Annotated in this window: 18 protein-coding genes; 7 read left to right on the top strand and 11 right to left on the bottom strand. The window is 70.2% G+C overall.

Annotation, left to right across the window (positions count from 1 at the left end):
- Positions 1–145 precede the first annotated feature (145 nt).
- The 3 genes from lnt (at position 146) to Pmi06nite_RS23815 (ending at position 3,057) form a co-directional block, all read left to right on the top strand.
- On the top strand, positions 146–1,708 hold the full coding sequence (gene lnt, locus Pmi06nite_RS23805) for an apolipoprotein N-acyltransferase (RefSeq protein ID WP_239114162.1): 1,563 nt from the start codon (positions 146–148) through the stop codon (positions 1,706–1,708).
- On the top strand, positions 1,708–2,454 hold the full coding sequence (locus tag Pmi06nite_RS23810) for a polyprenol monophosphomannose synthase (protein WP_203955320.1): 747 nt from the start codon (positions 1,708–1,710) through the stop codon (positions 2,452–2,454). Before lnt ends, Pmi06nite_RS23810 begins: the two co-directional genes overlap by 1 nt.
- Before the next feature lie 84 nt (positions 2,455–2,538).
- Positions 2,539–3,057 (top strand): FxsA family protein, encoded by a 519-nt coding sequence (locus Pmi06nite_RS23815; RefSeq protein ID WP_239114163.1) that lies wholly within the window; start codon positions 2,539–2,541, stop codon positions 3,055–3,057.
- A gap of 125 nt (positions 3,058–3,182) precedes the next feature.
- Here Pmi06nite_RS23815 and Pmi06nite_RS23820 read toward each other — a convergent pair whose 3' ends face one another.
- From Pmi06nite_RS23820 to Pmi06nite_RS23855, 8 genes are all read right to left on the bottom strand, one after another.
- Positions 3,183–3,527 carry an RNA polymerase-binding protein RbpA gene (locus tag Pmi06nite_RS23820; protein WP_203882305.1) on the bottom strand — a complete coding sequence of 115 codons (345 nt, stop codon included), beginning with the start codon at positions 3,525–3,527 and terminating at the stop codon, positions 3,183–3,185.
- A gap of 124 nt (positions 3,528–3,651) precedes the next feature.
- Positions 3,652–5,073, bottom strand: a complete 1,422-nt coding sequence (locus Pmi06nite_RS23825) for an MFS transporter (RefSeq protein ID WP_203955321.1) — start codon at positions 5,071–5,073, stop codon at positions 3,652–3,654.
- Positions 5,074–5,086: 13 nt separating this feature from the next.
- Positions 5,087–5,884 (bottom strand): glycerophosphodiester phosphodiesterase family protein, encoded by a 798-nt coding sequence (locus Pmi06nite_RS23830; protein WP_203955322.1) that lies wholly within the window; start codon positions 5,882–5,884, stop codon positions 5,087–5,089.
- 59 nt (positions 5,885–5,943) lie between these two features.
- Complete coding sequence (locus Pmi06nite_RS23835) at positions 5,944–6,498, bottom strand: TrmH family RNA methyltransferase (RefSeq protein ID WP_203955323.1); 555 nt, start codon at positions 6,496–6,498, stop codon at positions 5,944–5,946.
- Positions 6,495–7,040, bottom strand: a complete 546-nt coding sequence (locus Pmi06nite_RS23840) for a class I SAM-dependent methyltransferase (RefSeq protein ID WP_203955361.1) — start codon at positions 7,038–7,040, stop codon at positions 6,495–6,497. The genes Pmi06nite_RS23835 and Pmi06nite_RS23840 overlap by 4 nt, the downstream gene beginning before the upstream one ends.
- 152 nt (positions 7,041–7,192) lie before the next feature.
- Positions 7,193–8,140, bottom strand: coding sequence for a VWA domain-containing protein (locus tag Pmi06nite_RS23845; protein ID WP_203955324.1), 948 nt, complete (start codon positions 8,138–8,140; stop codon positions 7,193–7,195).
- A complete protein-coding gene (locus Pmi06nite_RS23850) occupies positions 8,137–9,060 on the bottom strand; it encodes a DUF58 domain-containing protein (RefSeq protein ID WP_203955325.1) in 924 nt (307 codons plus the stop codon). The genes Pmi06nite_RS23845 and Pmi06nite_RS23850 overlap by 4 nt, the downstream gene beginning before the upstream one ends.
- 7 nt (positions 9,061–9,067) lie before the next feature.
- Entirely contained in the window at positions 9,068–10,117 is a 1,050-nt protein-coding gene (locus tag Pmi06nite_RS23855; RefSeq protein ID WP_203955326.1) for an AAA family ATPase, read from the bottom strand.
- 191 nt (positions 10,118–10,308) lie between these two features.
- On the opposite strand from Pmi06nite_RS23855, the gene Pmi06nite_RS23860 reads away from it, so the two are divergent.
- Together Pmi06nite_RS23860 and Pmi06nite_RS23865 are read left to right on the top strand one after the other, a co-directional pair.
- Positions 10,309–10,764: a hypothetical protein gene (locus tag Pmi06nite_RS23860; RefSeq protein ID WP_203955327.1), complete on the top strand. Its 456-nt coding sequence runs from the start codon at positions 10,309–10,311 to the stop codon at positions 10,762–10,764.
- Between the two features lie 145 nt (positions 10,765–10,909).
- Positions 10,910–11,665: a hypothetical protein gene (locus Pmi06nite_RS23865; protein WP_239114164.1), complete on the top strand. Its 756-nt coding sequence runs from the start codon at positions 10,910–10,912 to the stop codon at positions 11,663–11,665.
- Positions 11,666–11,814: 149 nt separating this feature from the next.
- Here Pmi06nite_RS23865 and Pmi06nite_RS42665 read toward each other — a convergent pair whose 3' ends face one another.
- Positions 11,815–14,088, bottom strand: a complete 2,274-nt coding sequence (locus Pmi06nite_RS42665) for a glycosyl hydrolase family 18 protein (protein WP_203955329.1) — start codon at positions 14,086–14,088, stop codon at positions 11,815–11,817.
- A 290-nt stretch (positions 14,089–14,378) separates the two neighbouring features.
- Positions 14,379–14,807 carry a hypothetical protein gene (locus tag Pmi06nite_RS23875; protein WP_203955330.1) on the bottom strand — a complete coding sequence of 143 codons (429 nt, stop codon included), beginning with the start codon at positions 14,805–14,807 and terminating at the stop codon, positions 14,379–14,381.
- Positions 14,808–15,037: 230 nt separating this feature from the next.
- Here Pmi06nite_RS23875 and Pmi06nite_RS23880 point away from each other — a divergent pair, with 230 nt between their 5' ends.
- Both Pmi06nite_RS23880 and Pmi06nite_RS23885 read left to right on the top strand, forming a co-directional pair.
- The gene (locus Pmi06nite_RS23880; protein WP_203955331.1) at positions 15,038–16,033 is read left to right on the top strand and encodes a Ppx/GppA family phosphatase; all 996 of its coding nucleotides are present in this window, start codon (positions 15,038–15,040) and stop codon (positions 16,031–16,033) included.
- Between the two features lie 76 nt (positions 16,034–16,109).
- Positions 16,110–16,319, top strand: a complete 210-nt coding sequence (locus Pmi06nite_RS23885) for a hypothetical protein (RefSeq protein WP_203955332.1) — start codon at positions 16,110–16,112, stop codon at positions 16,317–16,319.
- A gap of 88 nt (positions 16,320–16,407) precedes the next feature.
- On the opposite strand, the gene Pmi06nite_RS23890 is transcribed toward Pmi06nite_RS23885, so the two are convergent.
- Positions 16,408–16,545 (bottom strand): hypothetical protein, encoded by a 138-nt coding sequence (locus Pmi06nite_RS23890; RefSeq protein WP_203955333.1) that lies wholly within the window; start codon positions 16,543–16,545, stop codon positions 16,408–16,410.
- Positions 16,546–16,657: the final 112 nt, after the last annotated feature.

A 16,657-nucleotide genomic window follows, 5' to 3' on the forward strand; every position in this document is an offset into this window, starting at 1 on the left:
CCTCGAATCGGCCCGGCTGAAATCGGCCTCTCGAATTGGCGCTGTTCAGCGGGATCTGGGAAGCTGTCCGCACTGGCCGGTCTGGGACTTCGCGTCCGTGCACCGGCGCCGGGAGGGCACACTCACGCGGAGGAGACACCGCCCCGTGGCACTGGAAGTCAAGGACGAGGCACCGCCCCCCGCACCCGCGAGGCGCACTCCGCTGCCCGTGGGGCATCCGCTGGTCCGTCTCGGAGCGTCGATTGCGGGCGGCCTCGTGCTGTACCTGGCGTTTCCCCCGATCGGACTGTGGTTCCTAGCGCCGCCGGGCGTCGCGCTCCTCGCACTCGCCCTGTACGGCAGTCGCATGCGCAGGGCCGCCTGGCTGGGGTACGCGGGAGGCCTCGCGTTCCTGCTGCCCACCCTGGCCTGGGTCCGCCCCATCGGCTATGACGCCTGGGCGGCCCTGGCGGGGATCGAGAGCCTCTACTGGGCGGCCCTGGCATGCCTGGCCGTCCTCGTGATGCGCCTGCGCCTGTGGCCGCTGTGGGTGGCCTGCCTGTGGGTCGCCCAGGAATGGGCGCGCGGCCGGTTCCCCGTCGGGGGTTTCCCCTGGGCGCGGCTGGCCTTCAGCCAGGGCGAATCGCCGTTCACCCCCTACGCCGCCCTCGGCGGCGCGCCGCTGGTGACCTTCGCGGTGGCCCTGTCCGGCGCCCTGCTCTGCCACCTGGTCATCCGGCTCGCGCGCGGCTTCAGACGGGACCGCCTGGTCGCCGGTGCGCTCCTGGCGGCGGTGGCCGTACCCGCCCTGGGGTTCGCGGTGCCGCGACCGGGCGACGAGGGCAAGACGGTGACCGTCGGCATCATCCAGGGCAACGTGCCCGGCCGCGGGATGGACTTCCTCGGTGACGAGCCCTCGATCGTGCTGCGCAACCACGCCGACGAGACGCACAAGATGGCCGAGGCCGTACGGGCGGGCAAGCTCCCCAAGCCGGACATCGTGGTCTGGCCGGAGAACTCGACCGACATCGACCCCTACCGCAGCGCCTTCGCGAGCGGGATCATCGATTCCGCGGCCAAGGACGTGGGCGTGCCGATCCTCGTCGGGGCGGTCGTGAACATCGGGGACGCCAACCGGGCGACCAGAGGCCTCGTGTGGGACCCGGTCACCGGCCCGGGCGCCTACTACGACAAGCGCAAACTCGTGCCGTTCGGGGAGTACACGCCGTTCAAGAGCATCGTGCTGGCCCTGTCGAAGCGGGCGAACCTGGTCGGCCGCCAGTCGGTCGCGGGCGACGTCCCCGGGGCCCTGCGGATGGGACCGGTCACCGTCGGCACCGTGGAGTGTTACGAGGTGGCCTTCGACGACGACGTCCGGAGCACCGTGAAGGCCGGGGGGAGCCCGCTGGTCGTCCAGACCAACAACGCCACCTACGCCCTCACCAACCTCCCGGCCCAGCAGCTCGCCATGTCGCAGTTGCGGGCGGTCGAGCACAACCGGGCCGTCGTGACGGCCGCGACGACCGGCATCTCGGCATATGTCGCCCCGGATGGCAGAGTGGAATGGCGGACCGGTGAGCTCGTTCCGGCCATGAACGTGGTGAAATTGCCGGTCCGGACGGAGAACACGCTGGCCACCGATGTAGGTGCGATACCGGAGTGGATTTTGATACTGATGGGGGCCGGAGCCGTGGCGGCGGCGACCTTTGCGGCACGGAGGAAGAGCTGATGGAGCGGACCCCCGGGCGGGTGCTCGTGATCGTTCCCACGTACAACGAACGTGAGAACCTGCCGTTGATCGCCGGGAGGCTGCGCGAGGCCCTGCCGGAGGTGCACCTCCTCGTCGCCGACGACAACAGCCCTGACGGCACCGGAGAGATCGCCGATCGGCTCGCCGAGCAGGACGACCACATCCACGTCCTCCACCGCCCCGGCAAGCAGGGCCTCGGCTCCGCCTACATCGCCGGATTCCGGTGGGGGCTGGCCGAGGGCTACGACGTGCTCGTCGAGATGGACGCCGACGGCTCGCACCAGCCGGAGGAGCTGCACAAGCTGCTCAACCGGGTGGCACGCGGCGCCGACCTCGCGATCGGCTCACGCTGGGTGCGCGGAGGCCGGGTCGTCAACTGGCCGGCTTCCCGCGAGATCCTCTCCCGGGGCGCCAACATCTACGTGCGGCGGATGCTGGGCATCCCGGTGCGCGACGCCACGGCGGGGTTCCGCGCCTACCGGGCCGCCACGCTGGAGAAGATCGGCATCGACGACGTCGAGTCCCAGGGGTACTGCTTCCAGGTCGACCTCACCCTGCGGACCGTACGGCAGGGCCTGCGCGTGGCCGAAGTGCCGATCACCTTCGTGGAGCGGACGATCGGCACGAGCAAGATGAGCCGCGCCATCATCCTGGAGGCCTTCTGGCGGGTCGCCATCTGGGGTGTCGACGGGCTGCCCGAGCGGCTTCGCCGTAGGCGGCGGTAGGCCGTCGCGGGCCCACGAGGAACCAGGACCGCCACGGAAGCGTTGACTGGTTCGTACGGCTGTCGCGGCGAGTGAGGCAAGTTGATGTTGCGTATCGGGCTCTTCCTGGCGTTCCTGGTCGTCCCCGTCATGGAGATCTGGTTGCTGATCCGGATCGGGTCCGTGATCGGCGGCTGGCAGACGGTGGCCCTGCTCATCGCCGACAGCATCCTGGGGGCCTGGCTGGTCCGCCGGGAGGGCCGGCGGGCGTGGGCGGCACTGCAGAGCGCCGTCCAGTCGGGCCGCATGCCGGATCGTGAGCTGGCCGACGGCGGGATGATCGTCGCCGGAGGGGCGCTGCTGCTGACCCCCGGGTTCCTGACCGACGTCCTGGGGTTCATCCTCATCTTGCCGTTCACGCGGCCCATCGCCCGGCGCGGGCTCTCATGGTTCCTGCGCCGCCGTGTGCAGGTCCTGGCGGCCCGCTCGCCGTACGGCCCGATCTTCACCGCCGGGGGCCAGGCCCCGAGGCGGGACGGAGCGGTGCGCGGCCACGTGATCGACGGTGAAGTGATCGAGGGCGAGGTCGTCGACGACGAGACCCGGCGACGCCGGGACGCCTGACACACAGGCCCCCAGGGCCCCCAGGAGGGCGTCAGGAGCGCCTGAAGGGCCCGGAAACACTCCGGACAACACGAACGCCCCCGTCGGCCTGTCGGCCACCCGGGGGCGTCTGCATTACCTGCCGTCTACGCGCTCTTGCGTCGCTGGGCCCTGAGAATCGCGAGTCGCTCGTTGAGCACCTCTTCGAGGTCCTCGATGGAGCGGCGCTCCAGAAGCATGTCCCAGTGCGTACGTGGCGCCTTGGACTTCTTCTGCTGGGGCTCCTCGGCGTCCACCCGAAGCGCCGGGGCGCCGCAGCTGCGGCACTCCCAGTTCGTCGGGATCTCCGCCTCAGCGGCGAGGGGCACGGTGGTGAGATGGCCCTTGGGGCAGGTGTAGGACACCTCCTGGCGCGGAGCCAGATCGGTGTTGCGGTCGTTCTCGTAGCTGGTCGCCCCGAGCCGGGTACCGCGAAGTGCACGCTCGCCCATGTTCTAAGCCTCCTGAGGTCCCCGCCATAAGAGGGGTTTGTCTCCACCGCGTACAACGCCTGATACCGTGTGTGGATTCCCACCAGAGACGTGATCCAATCGCGCTTTTTCCGGCGCGCCTGCCTCAGAGGTGTTCCGGGACCTCATTTCCCGCCTGGCGGATGGCTTTGGGCAGGTTGACCGCCAGGAGCATCAGGAAGCCGATCACGAAGAACACCACGAGCGAGACGATCGCGATCCGGTAGCTGTTGGTGAACTGCACCGCGAGCGTGATGGTCAGCGAGCCGATGAACGCCGAGCCCTTGTCGCTGATCTGCAGGAGGCTGAAGTACTCCGCCTCCTTGCCCCGGGGGATCACGTGGGAGTAGAGCGACCGGGACAACGCCTGTGTTCCGCCCAGGACGATCGCGATCGCGAAGGCCAGGCCGTAGAACTGGAGCTCCGCGCCCTCCGCGAGGAAGACGGCCATGACGACGATCAACGTCCACACGAGCAGGCTGGCGAGCACGACGCGTTTGGTGCCGAACCGGCGGGCGAGCGCGCCCAGCAGCAGCGCGCCGCCGAAGGCGACGAGCTGGACCATCAGGATGGCCTTAATCTGGACGTCCTTGTCCAGCTTGAGGGCTTCTGAGGCGTACGGGGCCGAGTTGCCGATGACGGTCTGCACGCCGTCGTTGTAGATCAGGTAGGCGACCAGGAACAGCAGGGTGCCGGGGTAGCGGCGTAACTCGGAGATGGTCCGGCCCAGCTGGCGGAAGCTACCGCCGACGGAACGCAGCGCGGTGCTCTCGTGCGCGGGGACGGGCCGGTTGCGCAGGGTGAGCAGCGGGATGATCGTGAAGATGGCCCACCACAGGCCGGCCGACATCATGCAGATGCGTACGGCCATGCCCTCGGAGACCCTGAAGTCGTCGCGAAATAGGTAGAGCCCCAGGTTGAGCGCGAGCAGCAGGAAGCCGCCGAGGTAGCCGAACGCCCAGCCGCGGGAGGAGACCTTGTCCCGCTCGGCGGGAGTCGAGATCTGCGGCAGGAAGGAGTCGTAGACGACGATCGACGCGCCGTAGGCGACGTTGGCCAGGATGAACAGCCCGCCGCCGAGCAGGTAGCGGTCTCCCTCGAGGAAGAACAATCCCAGGGTCGCCAGCGCGCCAACGTAGGCGAAGCCGCCGAGCAGTTGTCGCTTGCGCCCCGTGTGGTCGGCGAGCGCGCCGACGACGGGCAGCAGGACGATCTGCAGCAGCGTCGACACGGTGAGGATCAGGCCGAAGTAGGCCGCCGGGCGGATGTCGAAGCCGAGGACGTCGACGAAGCCGAGTTGGCCGGTGGTCAGGGTGTCGAAGTCCCTGGCGCACGCGTCGGCCGGCATGGACGCGAAGTCCTGCTCGCAGGCGGCGGTCTTGGCGATCGGGATGAGGTACGGCCCGAGGAACACCGAGATGATCGTCGTGTAGAAGGCGGAGTTCGCCCAGTCGTACCAATACCAGCCGCGCCGTTCACGCCCCTGGGCCTGGGGCGTGTCTTCCTTGGTGACCGGGGGGGAGGTCATCGTGTCTCCTCGCCTAACTGCTCGCCGTACCGGGATGCCACTGGCCACGTCTATCGAGCACGTCGCGCAGGCCGGTGATGTTGTCGGTCATGATGCCGTCGACGCCGAGGTCGAGCAGGACCTCCATCGTGACGGGGTTGTCGATCGTCCAGACGTGCACCTGCATGCCGATGGCATGGGCCGTGCGGACGAAGGCGCGGGTGGTGACCCGCAGGCCGCGGAACCCGATGGGGACCTGGGCGCAGGGGACGCCGGCGCGGGCGAGACCGGTGAGGAGACGGCCGTAGCCGCCGGCGAGCGCGGCCGCGCGCAGGGCGGCGATCCCGCGGGGACCCAGGGCCGAGCAGACGTCGCGGCCCATGGCCCTGCGCGCCCGCTCGAGCCGCAGGTCGGAGAAGGAGGTGAGGCAGACGCGGTCGTAGGCGCCGGTCCTGCGGATCGCGCGGGCCAGCGGCACGATGGCCGGGCTCTCCTTGACGTCGATGTTCAGCCGGATGTCCGGCCAGGTGCCGAGCAGGTCCTCGATGAGCGGGATCTCGTCCTTGCCGCCGATGCGCGCCTTGGCGATCTCCCGGTAGGGCAGCGCGGAGATCCGTCCCTTACGGTCGGTGACCCGGTCGAGGGTGTGGTCGTGGAACGCCAGCAACACACCATCGGACGTCGCGTGCGCGTCGGTCTCGAGGTAGGTGTAGCCGAGGTCGACCGCCCGGGAGAAGGCGGCCATGGTGTTCTCACGGCCCTCCGCCGCTCCGCCGCGGTGCGCGAAGGCGAGCGGCCCCGGATGGTCGAGGAACGGATAGCGGCGTTGCACGAGGAGGAGTATGCCGGTTACGGAGCCGGACCGTCAGCGAGCGGAAGTGAACATTTGCGTCACGAGTCCTCCATCGACGCCCATTCCTGGCGTCTGGACTCGGCGATCACGATGGCGGTGGCGACCGACACGTTGAACGAGCCGACTCTGCCCACCTGCGGGATGTAGACCACGGCGTCGGCGGCCTCCAGGGAGGCGGGGGAGCAGCCGTGGTCCTCGCTGCCGACCAGCAGGCAGACGTCGCCGGTGAGGTCGGCCGCGTGCAGCGGCACGGCGTCGGCGGTGAGCTCGACGGCGACGACCCGGAAGCCCTCCTCCTTGGCGGCCTTGACGGCGTCGGCGACGGGGACGGGCTCGTGCCACTCGACCAGGCGGTCGGTGCCGAGCGCGGTCTTCTGCACCTTGGGGTTGCTCGGCGGGGTGGCGTTGCCGGCCAGCCAGACCGTGTCCACGCCGAACGCCGCGGCGCTGCGGAAGATCGAGCCGACGTTGAACGGGCTCGTCACCGACTCGAGGATCAGCGCCATGCGGCCGGTGGTGGCGCGGCGCCAGTTCCGGTTCAGCCGCTTCACATCGGTCGGCCGCAGTTGCTTGCGGGGATTGGGCGTGCTCATCGGGCGTCCACTTTCAGGATTCGGTAGGCGGCGCGGGAGGCGAGCCGGGAGGTCGGCCGGCCCTGTTCGCCGAGCCAGCGCTGCAGGGAGTCGGAGCCGAGGTGCTTCTGGACGACCAGGTAGGCCGAGCCGCCGGGCGCGAGGCGGTCCAGCCAGCGCGTGAGCATCTCGTGGAGGGCGGTCTTGCCGATGCGGATCGCGGGATTGGACCAGATGGCCTGGAACCGCACGTCGTCCGGCACCTCGTCAGGATGGAGCGACCTTACTTTGTCAAGGCCGGCGCTCTTGGCGTTCCGCTCGCAGAGCTCGACGGAGCGGCGGTTGACGTCGACGGCCCAGACCGTCGCGCCGGGCGCCCTGGACGCCATGGTCAGCGCGATGGGGCCGTACCCGCAGCCCAGGTCGAGCAGGTCGCCCTCCCCGGGCGGCGGTGGCACGGTCTCCAGCAGCACGCGCGTGCCGGAGTCGACCCGGTCGGGGGAGAACACGCCCCGGTCGGTCTCCAGCCGCAGATGCAGATCCGGGAGGACCAGGTTGACCATGCCGGGACGGCTGGCCGCCTGGGGGCTTTCCTCGAAGTAATGTGCCACGTGCACAAACGTACCAACGCCTGACAGCGGTGATCGCCGGTCACCGCTGTCCACAGGTCTGTGGACAGCCTGTGGACAGCGGTGTGGGCGACGGGTGTGGGCGACTACGGTATGCGGGAGCCCAGGAACATCGCCGACGCGGCGACGAGCAGGCCGGCGATGATCGCCCCGATGAGGAACCGCTGAGTGATCTCCTCGTGGACGACGCGGTAGCCGAGCGACGTGCCGATCTGGGAGTACACGTCCCGCAGTTCGCTGCCCGACTCCGCGGCGTAGGCACGGCCGCCCGTGCCGTCCGACAGGGACTTCAGCGTCGTCTTGTTGACCGGGACCTGCACCGGCCGGTTGTCGATGTTCACCGTTCCGTCCGGCGTGCCGTACGCGATGGTCGAGACCGGCACCTTGGCGCCGACGGACGCCTCGATGGCCTCGTTGACCGACCTGCCGGAGGTGTTGTCCCCGTCGGACAGGAGCACGATCGCAGACGGGGGCGGGTCGGTGACCGCCCGCTGGTCGAAGGACCTGATCGAGTCGAGGGAGTTGAAGACGGCCTCGCCGATCGCGGTGCCCGGCCGCGTGGTCAGGTTGGAGATCGCGGTGGTGACGGCCACGTGGTCGGTCGTGGGGGAGATGACCACGGCCGCCGACCTGGCGAAGGCCACCACGCCGACGTTGAACCGCTCCGGCAGGTCGTCGACGAACTGCTGGGCGGCCTGCTTGGCGGCGATCAGGCGGGTGGGCGGGACGTCGGCGGACTCCATCGACAACGAGATGTCCACCGCGATGATGATGGTCGCGCGGTCGCGGGGCACCCGTACGGCGTCGGCGGGCCTGGCCGACCCGAGGACCAGCAGGGTCAGCATCACCAGGAACAGCGCCGCGGGCACGTGCCGGCGCCAGGCCGGGCGCTCGGGGGCGACCAGGGAGAGCAGCGCCAGGTTGGTGAAGCGCACCGCGTAGCGGCGCCGGGTCAGCTGCACCACCACGTAGCCGGCGGCGAGCGCCGCGACCAGGGTGAACAACCAGAGCCAGCCGGGAGACAGGAAGATCACTTCGCCGCCCCCCTGGTGGAGGCCATCCGGCGCATCAGGTACGCGGTCCGCCGCTGCCGCAGGACGAACTGGGCGATGTCGAAGACCCAGTCCCGATCGGTGCGCAGGACCAGGTGGGCGGCGCCGCATCGGCGCAGGGCGATCCGGTTGGACTCCCGCTGGGTCTCGGCCGCGGCGGCGTACCTCGCCCGGATCTCGCGCGACAGGTAGATGTCGCGGCTGCGCCCGGTCTCGGGGTCGGCGAGGGTGACCAGGCCCACGTCGGGCAGTTCGAGCTCGCGCGGGTCGATGACCTCCACGGCGAGGACCTGGTGCCGGGAGGCGAGCCGGCGCAGGGCGGGCTCCCACCCGTCCGGGTCGTCGAGGAAGTCCGAGACGATCACGCGCAGCCCTCGCTTGCGGTGAGCGGCGGCCATCATCTCGATCGCCGGTCCCAGCTCGACCGAGCCGCCGGACGGCGGAGCGCTCAGGAGGGAGTGCAGCAGCGCGTAGAGCGGCGGCCGTCCCGGGCGGGCCGGGTAACGGTGGACGTCGTCGCCGTGCAGGATGTAGGCGCCGAACCTGTCGCCGACGCGGCTGGCCAGGAACCCGATGGCGCCGATGGCGGAGATGACCAGGTCGCGCTTGGCGACGTCGGCCGTGCCGAAGTCCATGCTGGCCGACAGGTCGGCCAGCGCCCACGTCTCCAGCTCCCGGTCGGCGATGAGGTCGCGCACGTGCGGGGTGGTGGTGCGGGCGGTGACGGCCCAGTCCATCCGGCGGACGTCGTCCTCGCCCGGCACGTAGACGCGGGTGTCGCCGAGCTCGCTCCCCGGCCCGGGGATCAGCCCCTGGTGGCCCCCGTGCAGCAGGCCGTCGAGCCGCCGCACGACGGTGAGCTCCAGGCGCCGCAGCGCCTGGTCCGGCGTGGCCGGGCTCATCGGCCGATCACCGGGGACCCTGGTTGTTCCACACGACGAGAGGCGGCGGCACCGCCATCAGGATCTGGCGCACCACGCTCTCGGCGTCGACGTCGTCGGCCAGCGCGTCGAAGGTGAGCATCAGCCGGTGCGACATCACGTCGACGGCGACGTCCCGGACGTCGTCGGGCAGCAGGTAGTCGCGGCCCCGCAGGAGGGCGAGCGCACGCCCGGCCGCGATCAGGCCCAGGGTCGCCCGGGGGCTGACGCCGATCTCGATGACCTCCTCCAGGTCGCGCAGGCCGTAATCGGAGGGCGTGCGGGTGGCCATGACCAGCCGGACGACGTAGTCGGCGACGAGCTGGTGCACCGACACCTCCTCGGCCATCTCCTGCAGCCGGAGCAGCCGCTCGGGATCGAGCACCGGGCCGGCCACCGGCGGGCGGACGCTCATCCGCTGCAGGATCTCCAGCTCCTCGTGGGCGCTCGGATGCGAGACCCGGACCTTGAACAGGAACCGGTCGCGCTGCACCTCGGGCAGCGGGTAGACGCCTTCGGACTCGATGGGGTTCTGCGTCGCCAGCACGATGAACGGCTTCGGCAGGCGGTGGGTCCGCCCCGCCAGGGTGACCTGCCGCTCGGCCATGACCTCGAGCAGGGCCGACTGGACCTTCGCCGGCGCGCGGTTGATCTCGTCGGCCAGCAGGAAGTTGACGAACACCGGCCCGAGCTCGATGTCGAACCGCTCGGTGCTCGGGTGGTACACGCGGGTGCCGACGATGTCGCTCGGCACGAGGTCGGGAGTGAACTGGATCCGGGCGAACGTGCCGCCCACGACCGTGGCCAGCGTGGAGGCGGCGAGGGTCTTGGCCACGCCGGGCACACCCTCGAGGAGGCAGTGCCCTCGTGCCAGCAGGGCCACCAGCAGCCGCTCCACCATGTGGTCCTGGCCGACGATCACACGTCGTACCTCGTCGAGGGCGTCACGGAGCAGCCCGACGTCCGCCGCCCCGGCGTCCGCCTGGGTCGCGATCGCCTTGCCCGGCTCCGGGTCACTGAGTTCATCGGCAACGCTCATGCACGTTATTCAATCGTGACTCGGCGGGAGAATCCATTTCTCTCCCTTTTGCCCGCCGGGCCGCTGAACGACACACCGCCCGAGCGGCTGTCTTTTCCTGAGAGTGACGGTCACAGCTCCCCGGTACGGCGACTCGCCAACCAATGTGCCCAACCGTGGACGATCTTGCGGTTTGCCGCCATTGTGGCTCTATGCCGGAGATTGACGACAAACGCGGGGCGCTCACGCTGGCTCTCGACCACGCGTGGAGGTGGTACGAGTACCACCTCAACATGGCCTCCCAGGTGGTGAACTACTTCCTGATCGTGACCGCGGTCCTGACGACGGCATACGCCACCGCGCTCAGCTCCCACCTGTACGGCGCGGCGGTCGCGGTGGATCTCGTGAGCGCTGTCGTCACCCTCGCCACCTACGTGGAGGGCACGCGGCTGCGCACCATGGCGATGCAGGCGGAAGAGGCCATCGGAGCGATCGAGGACCAGCTCGCCACAGACCTCGACATGGCGGCCCTGCGCCTCGTCGAGCTTCATCGAAACCGCCTTCGGTCCCGCAGGATGTCCTTCCCCGGCGCCCTCGCCGGCCCGCTCGCGCTGCTCGCGTTCCTGGCGAGCGTCTGCGGCGGGCTGTACGCACTGCTCGGGCACTGAGCGCCACCGGGCGGCCCTTCCGCAGCACTCCGGTGCCATCCGCGCAGGCAGGCCGGCGGTTGCGGCCCTCACGAACATTTCTCCCTTCTGCTCGCCGGGCCACGGAACGACGCACCTGCCGTGCGCGTGTGTTTTCATGAGGGTGATGGTCACTCCGCTGCAGTACGGCGACCCGCCCCACCTGGGGCCCTTCGTGTTGCAGGCACGGCTGCGCACGGCGCCGGCCGGGCTCGTCTACCTGGGGCAGGCCCCGGACGGCCGTGCGGTGTCGGTGGCCGTGCTCACCAGCGGCGCGGCGCTCGACGCGGCCGCCAGGGACCGGTTCGTCACCGCCATCAGGGACGCCGAGCAACCTCGCGCGGGCGTCCTCGGCTGGGGCGCCTCAATGCTGCACCGCGTCCGCGGGCGGGTCTCGCCCGACGCGCCTCCGGTCGTGGCCATGCACGACGGGCGGGCGCCGTGGGTGGCCGTGCCGTACGTGCCGGGCGGGCCGGGAGCCGAGCGCTTCCTCGACCCGGTGATGGTGTCGGGAACCCTGATCGGCCAGCGGCACGGGCCCGAGTTCGTGCCGCACTGGCTGGGCGACCGCAATCCCGCGTTCCCCGGACCGCCGCCCCCGCCTCCGCCGCCGATCGGCACGCGGCGTCAGGTGGTGCTGGCCTCGGCGCTACTCGCCACACTGACCCTGCTGATGATGGTCATGTTGTGGCTGCTGGTCTTCCGCGGCGACGGGGAACAGGAGCCGGCGCGGCCGCTTCCCGCCACGAACTTCGTTCCGACGCCGCCGCCCGTGCCGACGTCGCCGGAACCTCAGGAGCCCTCGCCCACCCCGTCGGGCGGCGGCTCGGGCAGTCAGAGCCCGTTGCCCCGGAGCAGCGACGACGGCGGCCAGGACATCTAACCCGCGACGCAGTCAGGCGGTCGGTAGCTCGGGCGCGCACGCGGTCGGGCGGTCAGGCGCGGTCGGGCGTTCGGGTGCTCACGCACTCGGGGCCGACAGGCCGGACCGCCTGAGAGGCCGGGGAGGCGGGAGCCTCCCCGGCCGTCCGGTCAGCCCAGGCCGTTCTTCATGGCCGTGATGAGCTCACCGTTGGAGGTGTCACCGCTGAGCTCCCAGAAGAAGGAGCCGCCGAGGCCCTGGTTCTTCGAGTAGCTCATCTTGCCCCCGATGGTCGCGGGGGTGTCGTAGCTCCACCAGTTGCTTCCGCACTTGGCGTACGCCGTGCCCGCGATGGTGCCGGTGGCAGGGCAGGTGTTCTTGAGGACCTTGTAGTCCTCGATGCCCGCCTCGTAGGTGCCGGGGGCCGCGCCCGTCGCCGTTCCACCCGGCGTGGCCTGGGTCACGCCGGTCCAGCCCCGGCCGTAGAAGCCGATGCCGAGCAGCAGTTTGCTCGCGGGAACGCCCTGGCCCTTGAGCTTCTGGATGGCGGCGTCGGAGTTGAAGCCCGCCGTCGGGATGCCGGTGTAGGAGGTCAGTGGTGAGTGCGGCGCGGTCGGGCCCGTCGGCGCGAAGGCTCCGAAGTAGTCGTAGGACATGACGTTGTACCAGTTGAGGTATTGCGAGGCGCCGCCGTAGTCGGCCGCGTCGATCTTCCCGCCGTTGCTGCCGTCCGCCGTGATGGCGGCGGTCACCAGGTAGTTCGGGCCGAAGCGCGTGCGCAGGGCCGACATCAGGTTCTTGAACGCGGCCGGTCCGCTGCTGTCACAGCTGAGGCCGCAGGCGTTCGGGTACTCCCAGTCGATGTCGATGCCGTCGAACACATCGGCCCAGCGCGGGTCCTCGACCAGGTTGTAGCAGGAGTTGGCGAAGGCGGTCGGGTTCGCCGCCGCCTGGCCGAATCCGCCCGACCACGTCCAGCCGCCGAAGGACCAGAGGATCTTGAGGTTCGGGTGCAGGGCCTTCAGCTTGCGCAACTGGCCGAAGGAGCCGCGGAGCACGCCGGCGTCCCAGGTGTCGGCCTTGCCGTCCACGCTGTTGGCGGTGGTGTAGGCCATGTCGTAGTCGGCATAGGCGTCGCCGATGGCGCACTGGCCGTTGGTGACGTTGCCGAAGGCGTAGTTGATGTGCGTGAGCTTGGACGCCGAGCCGCTGGTCTCGATGTTCTTCACGAAGTACTGGCGGGCGTAGACGCCCCACTGGGCGAAGTAGCCGAGCAGCTTGTTGCCACCCCCTCCTCCGCCGCCGGTCAGGGTGGTGCCGGAGACCGCGGAGCTGTTGGCGGACAGGTTGCCGGCGGCGTCCCTGGCCCGGACGGTGTAGCTGTAGGCGGTGCCGGCGGCCAGCCCGCTGTCGGTGAAGGACGTCCCGGTCACGGTCGTGACGAGGGTGCCGCCCCGGTAGACGTCGTAGCCGGTGACGGCGACGTTGTCGGTGGAGGCGTTCCACGCCAGCGAGACGCTGGAGGTGGTGGTGCCGGTGACCCGGAGGTTGCCGGGGACGCTCGGCGCGCTCGTGTCCCCGCCGCCTCCGCCGGTCTGGGTGGTGCCCGTGACCGCGGCGGTCGCGGCCGAGGCGTTCCCCGCGGCGTCCTTCGCGCGGACGGTGTAGCTGTAGGCGGTGCCCGCCGTGAGCCCGGTGTTGGTGTACGACGTGCCGGTCACGGTCGTGACGAGGGTGCCGCCCCGGTAGACGTCGTAGCCGGTGACGCCGACGTTGTCGGTGGAGGCGTTCCACGCCAGCGAGACGCTGGAGGTGGTGGTGCCGGTGACCCGGAGGTTGCCGGGGACGCTCGGCGCGCTCGTGTCGCCGCCTCCGCCTCCGCCGCCGGTGACCGAGATCGCCGACACGGTGGCGTAGTTGGCTCCGCCGTTCATGTTGAACTGCACGTTGAGCTGGCCGTCGCTGACCGTGGTGGTGAAGGTCCTGTCGCAGGCCGTCAGCGCCCCGCACGAGGCGAAGACGTCGAAGGCGGTGAGCACGGTCGTGTTCTCGGCGCGCACGTCGAACTTGCGCTGACCCGGGCCGTTGGCCCAGTCCTCGACCATCTTCAGCGTCACCTGGTAGGTGCCGTTGGCCACGTCGAACTTGTAGCCGGTCCAGCCGCTGAAGAGGGTGTAGTTCTGGTACAGCGCGTCATCGGTGGTCCCGGCGATCGCGCTGGGGGTCGAGCCTGATCCGTAGAGCGTGTCGTAACCCCAGTTGCCGCTGGAGTAGGCCTTGTCGGCCGCCCAGGCGTTGCCCGAGCCGTCGGTCAGGGCCGGGCCGCCCGCGTTCGCGCGGATCGGGACGGCGACCGCCCCGTACGCACTGGGCACCGAGACGGCGATCGGCAGGAGCAGTGCCCCCATCGCCGCTAACAATGTCGGAAGGATCCTGCGTTTCATATGTGCTCCACGTCCAAGGGGCGGATGCGAGGGGAGGGTGCGGAGGACGCGTGTGCGAGGCGGCGCGAGGCCGGTCGCGGGGAATTCGGGGCACAGAGAATCGGAAAGACGGTGGGCGGCGACCGTGGCATGGCGCGGTTCCTGCCTGTGTGTTCGCGGGGAACTATTAGTAAGCTTTCCTTTTAATTTAAGGTGAACTTACCCACAGGTTGAAGCAGCGTCAATATGTGAGATAGGCGGCGTGCCGAGGCCCCGGCGGGTCGTTTCCCGCCGGGGCCTCGATGGCGTGATCAGCGTCCGATCACTTGGCCGTATATCTCGGAACCGGTGAAGACGAGCAGCGAGATCGCCAGCAAGGCGTACGGCAGAAGGAGAGTGGGGTGCCGGTGCCCGGTCGCCTCCAGCGCGGCGGGCGCGTCGACCCGGCGCACGGCGATGATCTCCGCGTGATGGGCCAGGTAGCCGGTGGGGAAGGTCGTCACGCTGCCGCACCCGCAGTGGGGACAGACCATGCCCGACCAGGGAGGCTGGACCTGTGTGCCCTCCCGGGTCCAGATGACCACGTCGTTGCCGTGCCCGTCCGTCTGGCGGCGGACGAGGTACTCCTCCTCCCAGACGCGCAGGCAATGCAGGCACTCGAAAGGCCACGTCTCGTAAGTGCTGAACCCCTCCGGCACCTGGACCACCCCCTTGGTCGACGGGTCATCGCGTGATCTCATGCCCAACTGCCGAGATTGCGATAAGGCCCGTTTTCGAGTGTCGTCTTGTCATGGAATGACCCGCAAGGGGAGCGTCCGCCACGATACGTAATTATTAAGTCGCAAATCGTAACGCTCAGTTAGGCCGGTATCGTGAAGTACGTCACTGAGCGACCGATTCCGGCGTTCCGCACGGCGTATTGGCAGGGGATGTGCGGATACCGGCCTGTCGTGGGCGGTAGCGTCGGATCATGCGACTCGGAGTCCTGGACGTCGGTTCCAACACGGTGCACCTGCTGGTGATGGACGCGCACCAGGGCGCTCGCCCCATCCCCGCCTTCTCCCACAAGGAGGAGCTGCGTCTGGCCGAGCACCTCGTGGACGGGAACCGGCTGTCGGACGAGGGCGCGGCGCGGCTGGGCGCGACCGTCGAGGACGCCCTGCGCATCGCGGAGGACAAGGGCGTGGAGGACCTGGTGGCCTTCGCCACCTCGGCGGTCCGCGACGCCGTCAACGGCGAGGACGTCCTCAGCCGGATCGAGTCCGGGGCGCCGGTGGGAATCCAGGTGCTCTCCGGGGACGACGAGGCGCGCCTGACCTTCCTCGCCGTCCGCCGCTGGTTCGGATGGTCGTCGGGCCGGCTGCTCGTCGTCGACATCGGCGGCGGCTCGCTGGAGATCGCCTCCGGCATCGACGAGGAGCCCGACGTGGCGGTGTCGCTTCCGCTCGGCGCGGGACGGCTGACCCGCGACTTCTTCACCGCCGACCCGCCGCCCGCCGAGGAGGTGCGCCTGCTCCGGCGCCATGCCCGGGCCGAGATCGCCCGCCAGGTCGGAGCCGTCACCCGGTACGGCCGGGCCGACCACGCCGTCGCGACGTCGAAGACCTTCCGCCAACTGGCGAGGATCGCGGGCGCGGCCTCGTCGAGTGAGGGCCCGTACGTCAGGCGCACGCTGGCGCACGGCGCCCTGACGGAATGGACGGCGCGGCTGTCCGCGATGCCCGCGGCGGAGCGGTCCAAGCTGCCCGGAGTGTCCGTCGGCAGGGCGTCGCAGCTCCTCGCGGGGGCGGTCGTCGCCGACGCCGCGATGGACCTGCTGGGCCTGCCGGTCCTCGAGTTGTGCCCCTGGGCCCTGCGGGAGGGGATGATCCTCCGGCGCCTCGACCAGCTCCCGGGCGGACGCCCGGGGGCACCCGATCGGCGCGGTTCCGCGGTGTCCACCGGGCAAAGGTATGAATCACCTTAAAAGGGGCACTCAGCCGCTAGACGCGATCTCGGGACGCCTTGTGAGATCGTGAGGCCGACCTCTTGGGGGACCACGCATGGCGGAGCTGCTGGGAGCGCTCATCTCCCTGGCGGCGCTGACGGTGCTCGTCATCCTGGCGCTGCTGACGATCTCGGCCGTCGTGCTGGTCGCGCTGGGTGCGATGGCGGCCACCACCAAGCGGGAGCCGTACATGCCGCAGCCGATCCCCTCCGGGCGGCGGCAGGTGGGCGGCGCCGTACGTCCGGATGACCCGCCGCCCCGCTGACAGCGCGGAACCGGGTGGAGCCCCGGCGGCGACCGGTCAGTGGCCGATCCGTGGCCGGTCTTTGTGGGCGGTCTTTGTGGGCGGCCGGTCAGGTGGGGTCGCGCTCGCCGGAGAGCGCCTTGACCAGCTCGGTGAGGTGGGCGACCTGTGTCTCCAGCCCGCGAACGCGGGCTTCCAGCTCAATGAGCCGGGGGTTCTGGAAGCCGTCGGCGATCTGCCTCGTCATCGTTCCTCCCGAGCGCCGGGTGGGGGCCGGCGTGTGGTGCGTGCCTCACGTCGGCGACGTGTCACGGCGGGGACGTGGGTTCCTATTCCCCCGAATATTCAGTGTTATCCCG

Origin of the sequence: Planotetraspora mira (genome assembly GCF_016863275.1) — a bacterium.
In the GTDB taxonomy this organism is placed as follows: Bacteria; Actinomycetota; Actinomycetes; order Streptosporangiales; family Streptosporangiaceae; genus Planotetraspora; species Planotetraspora mira.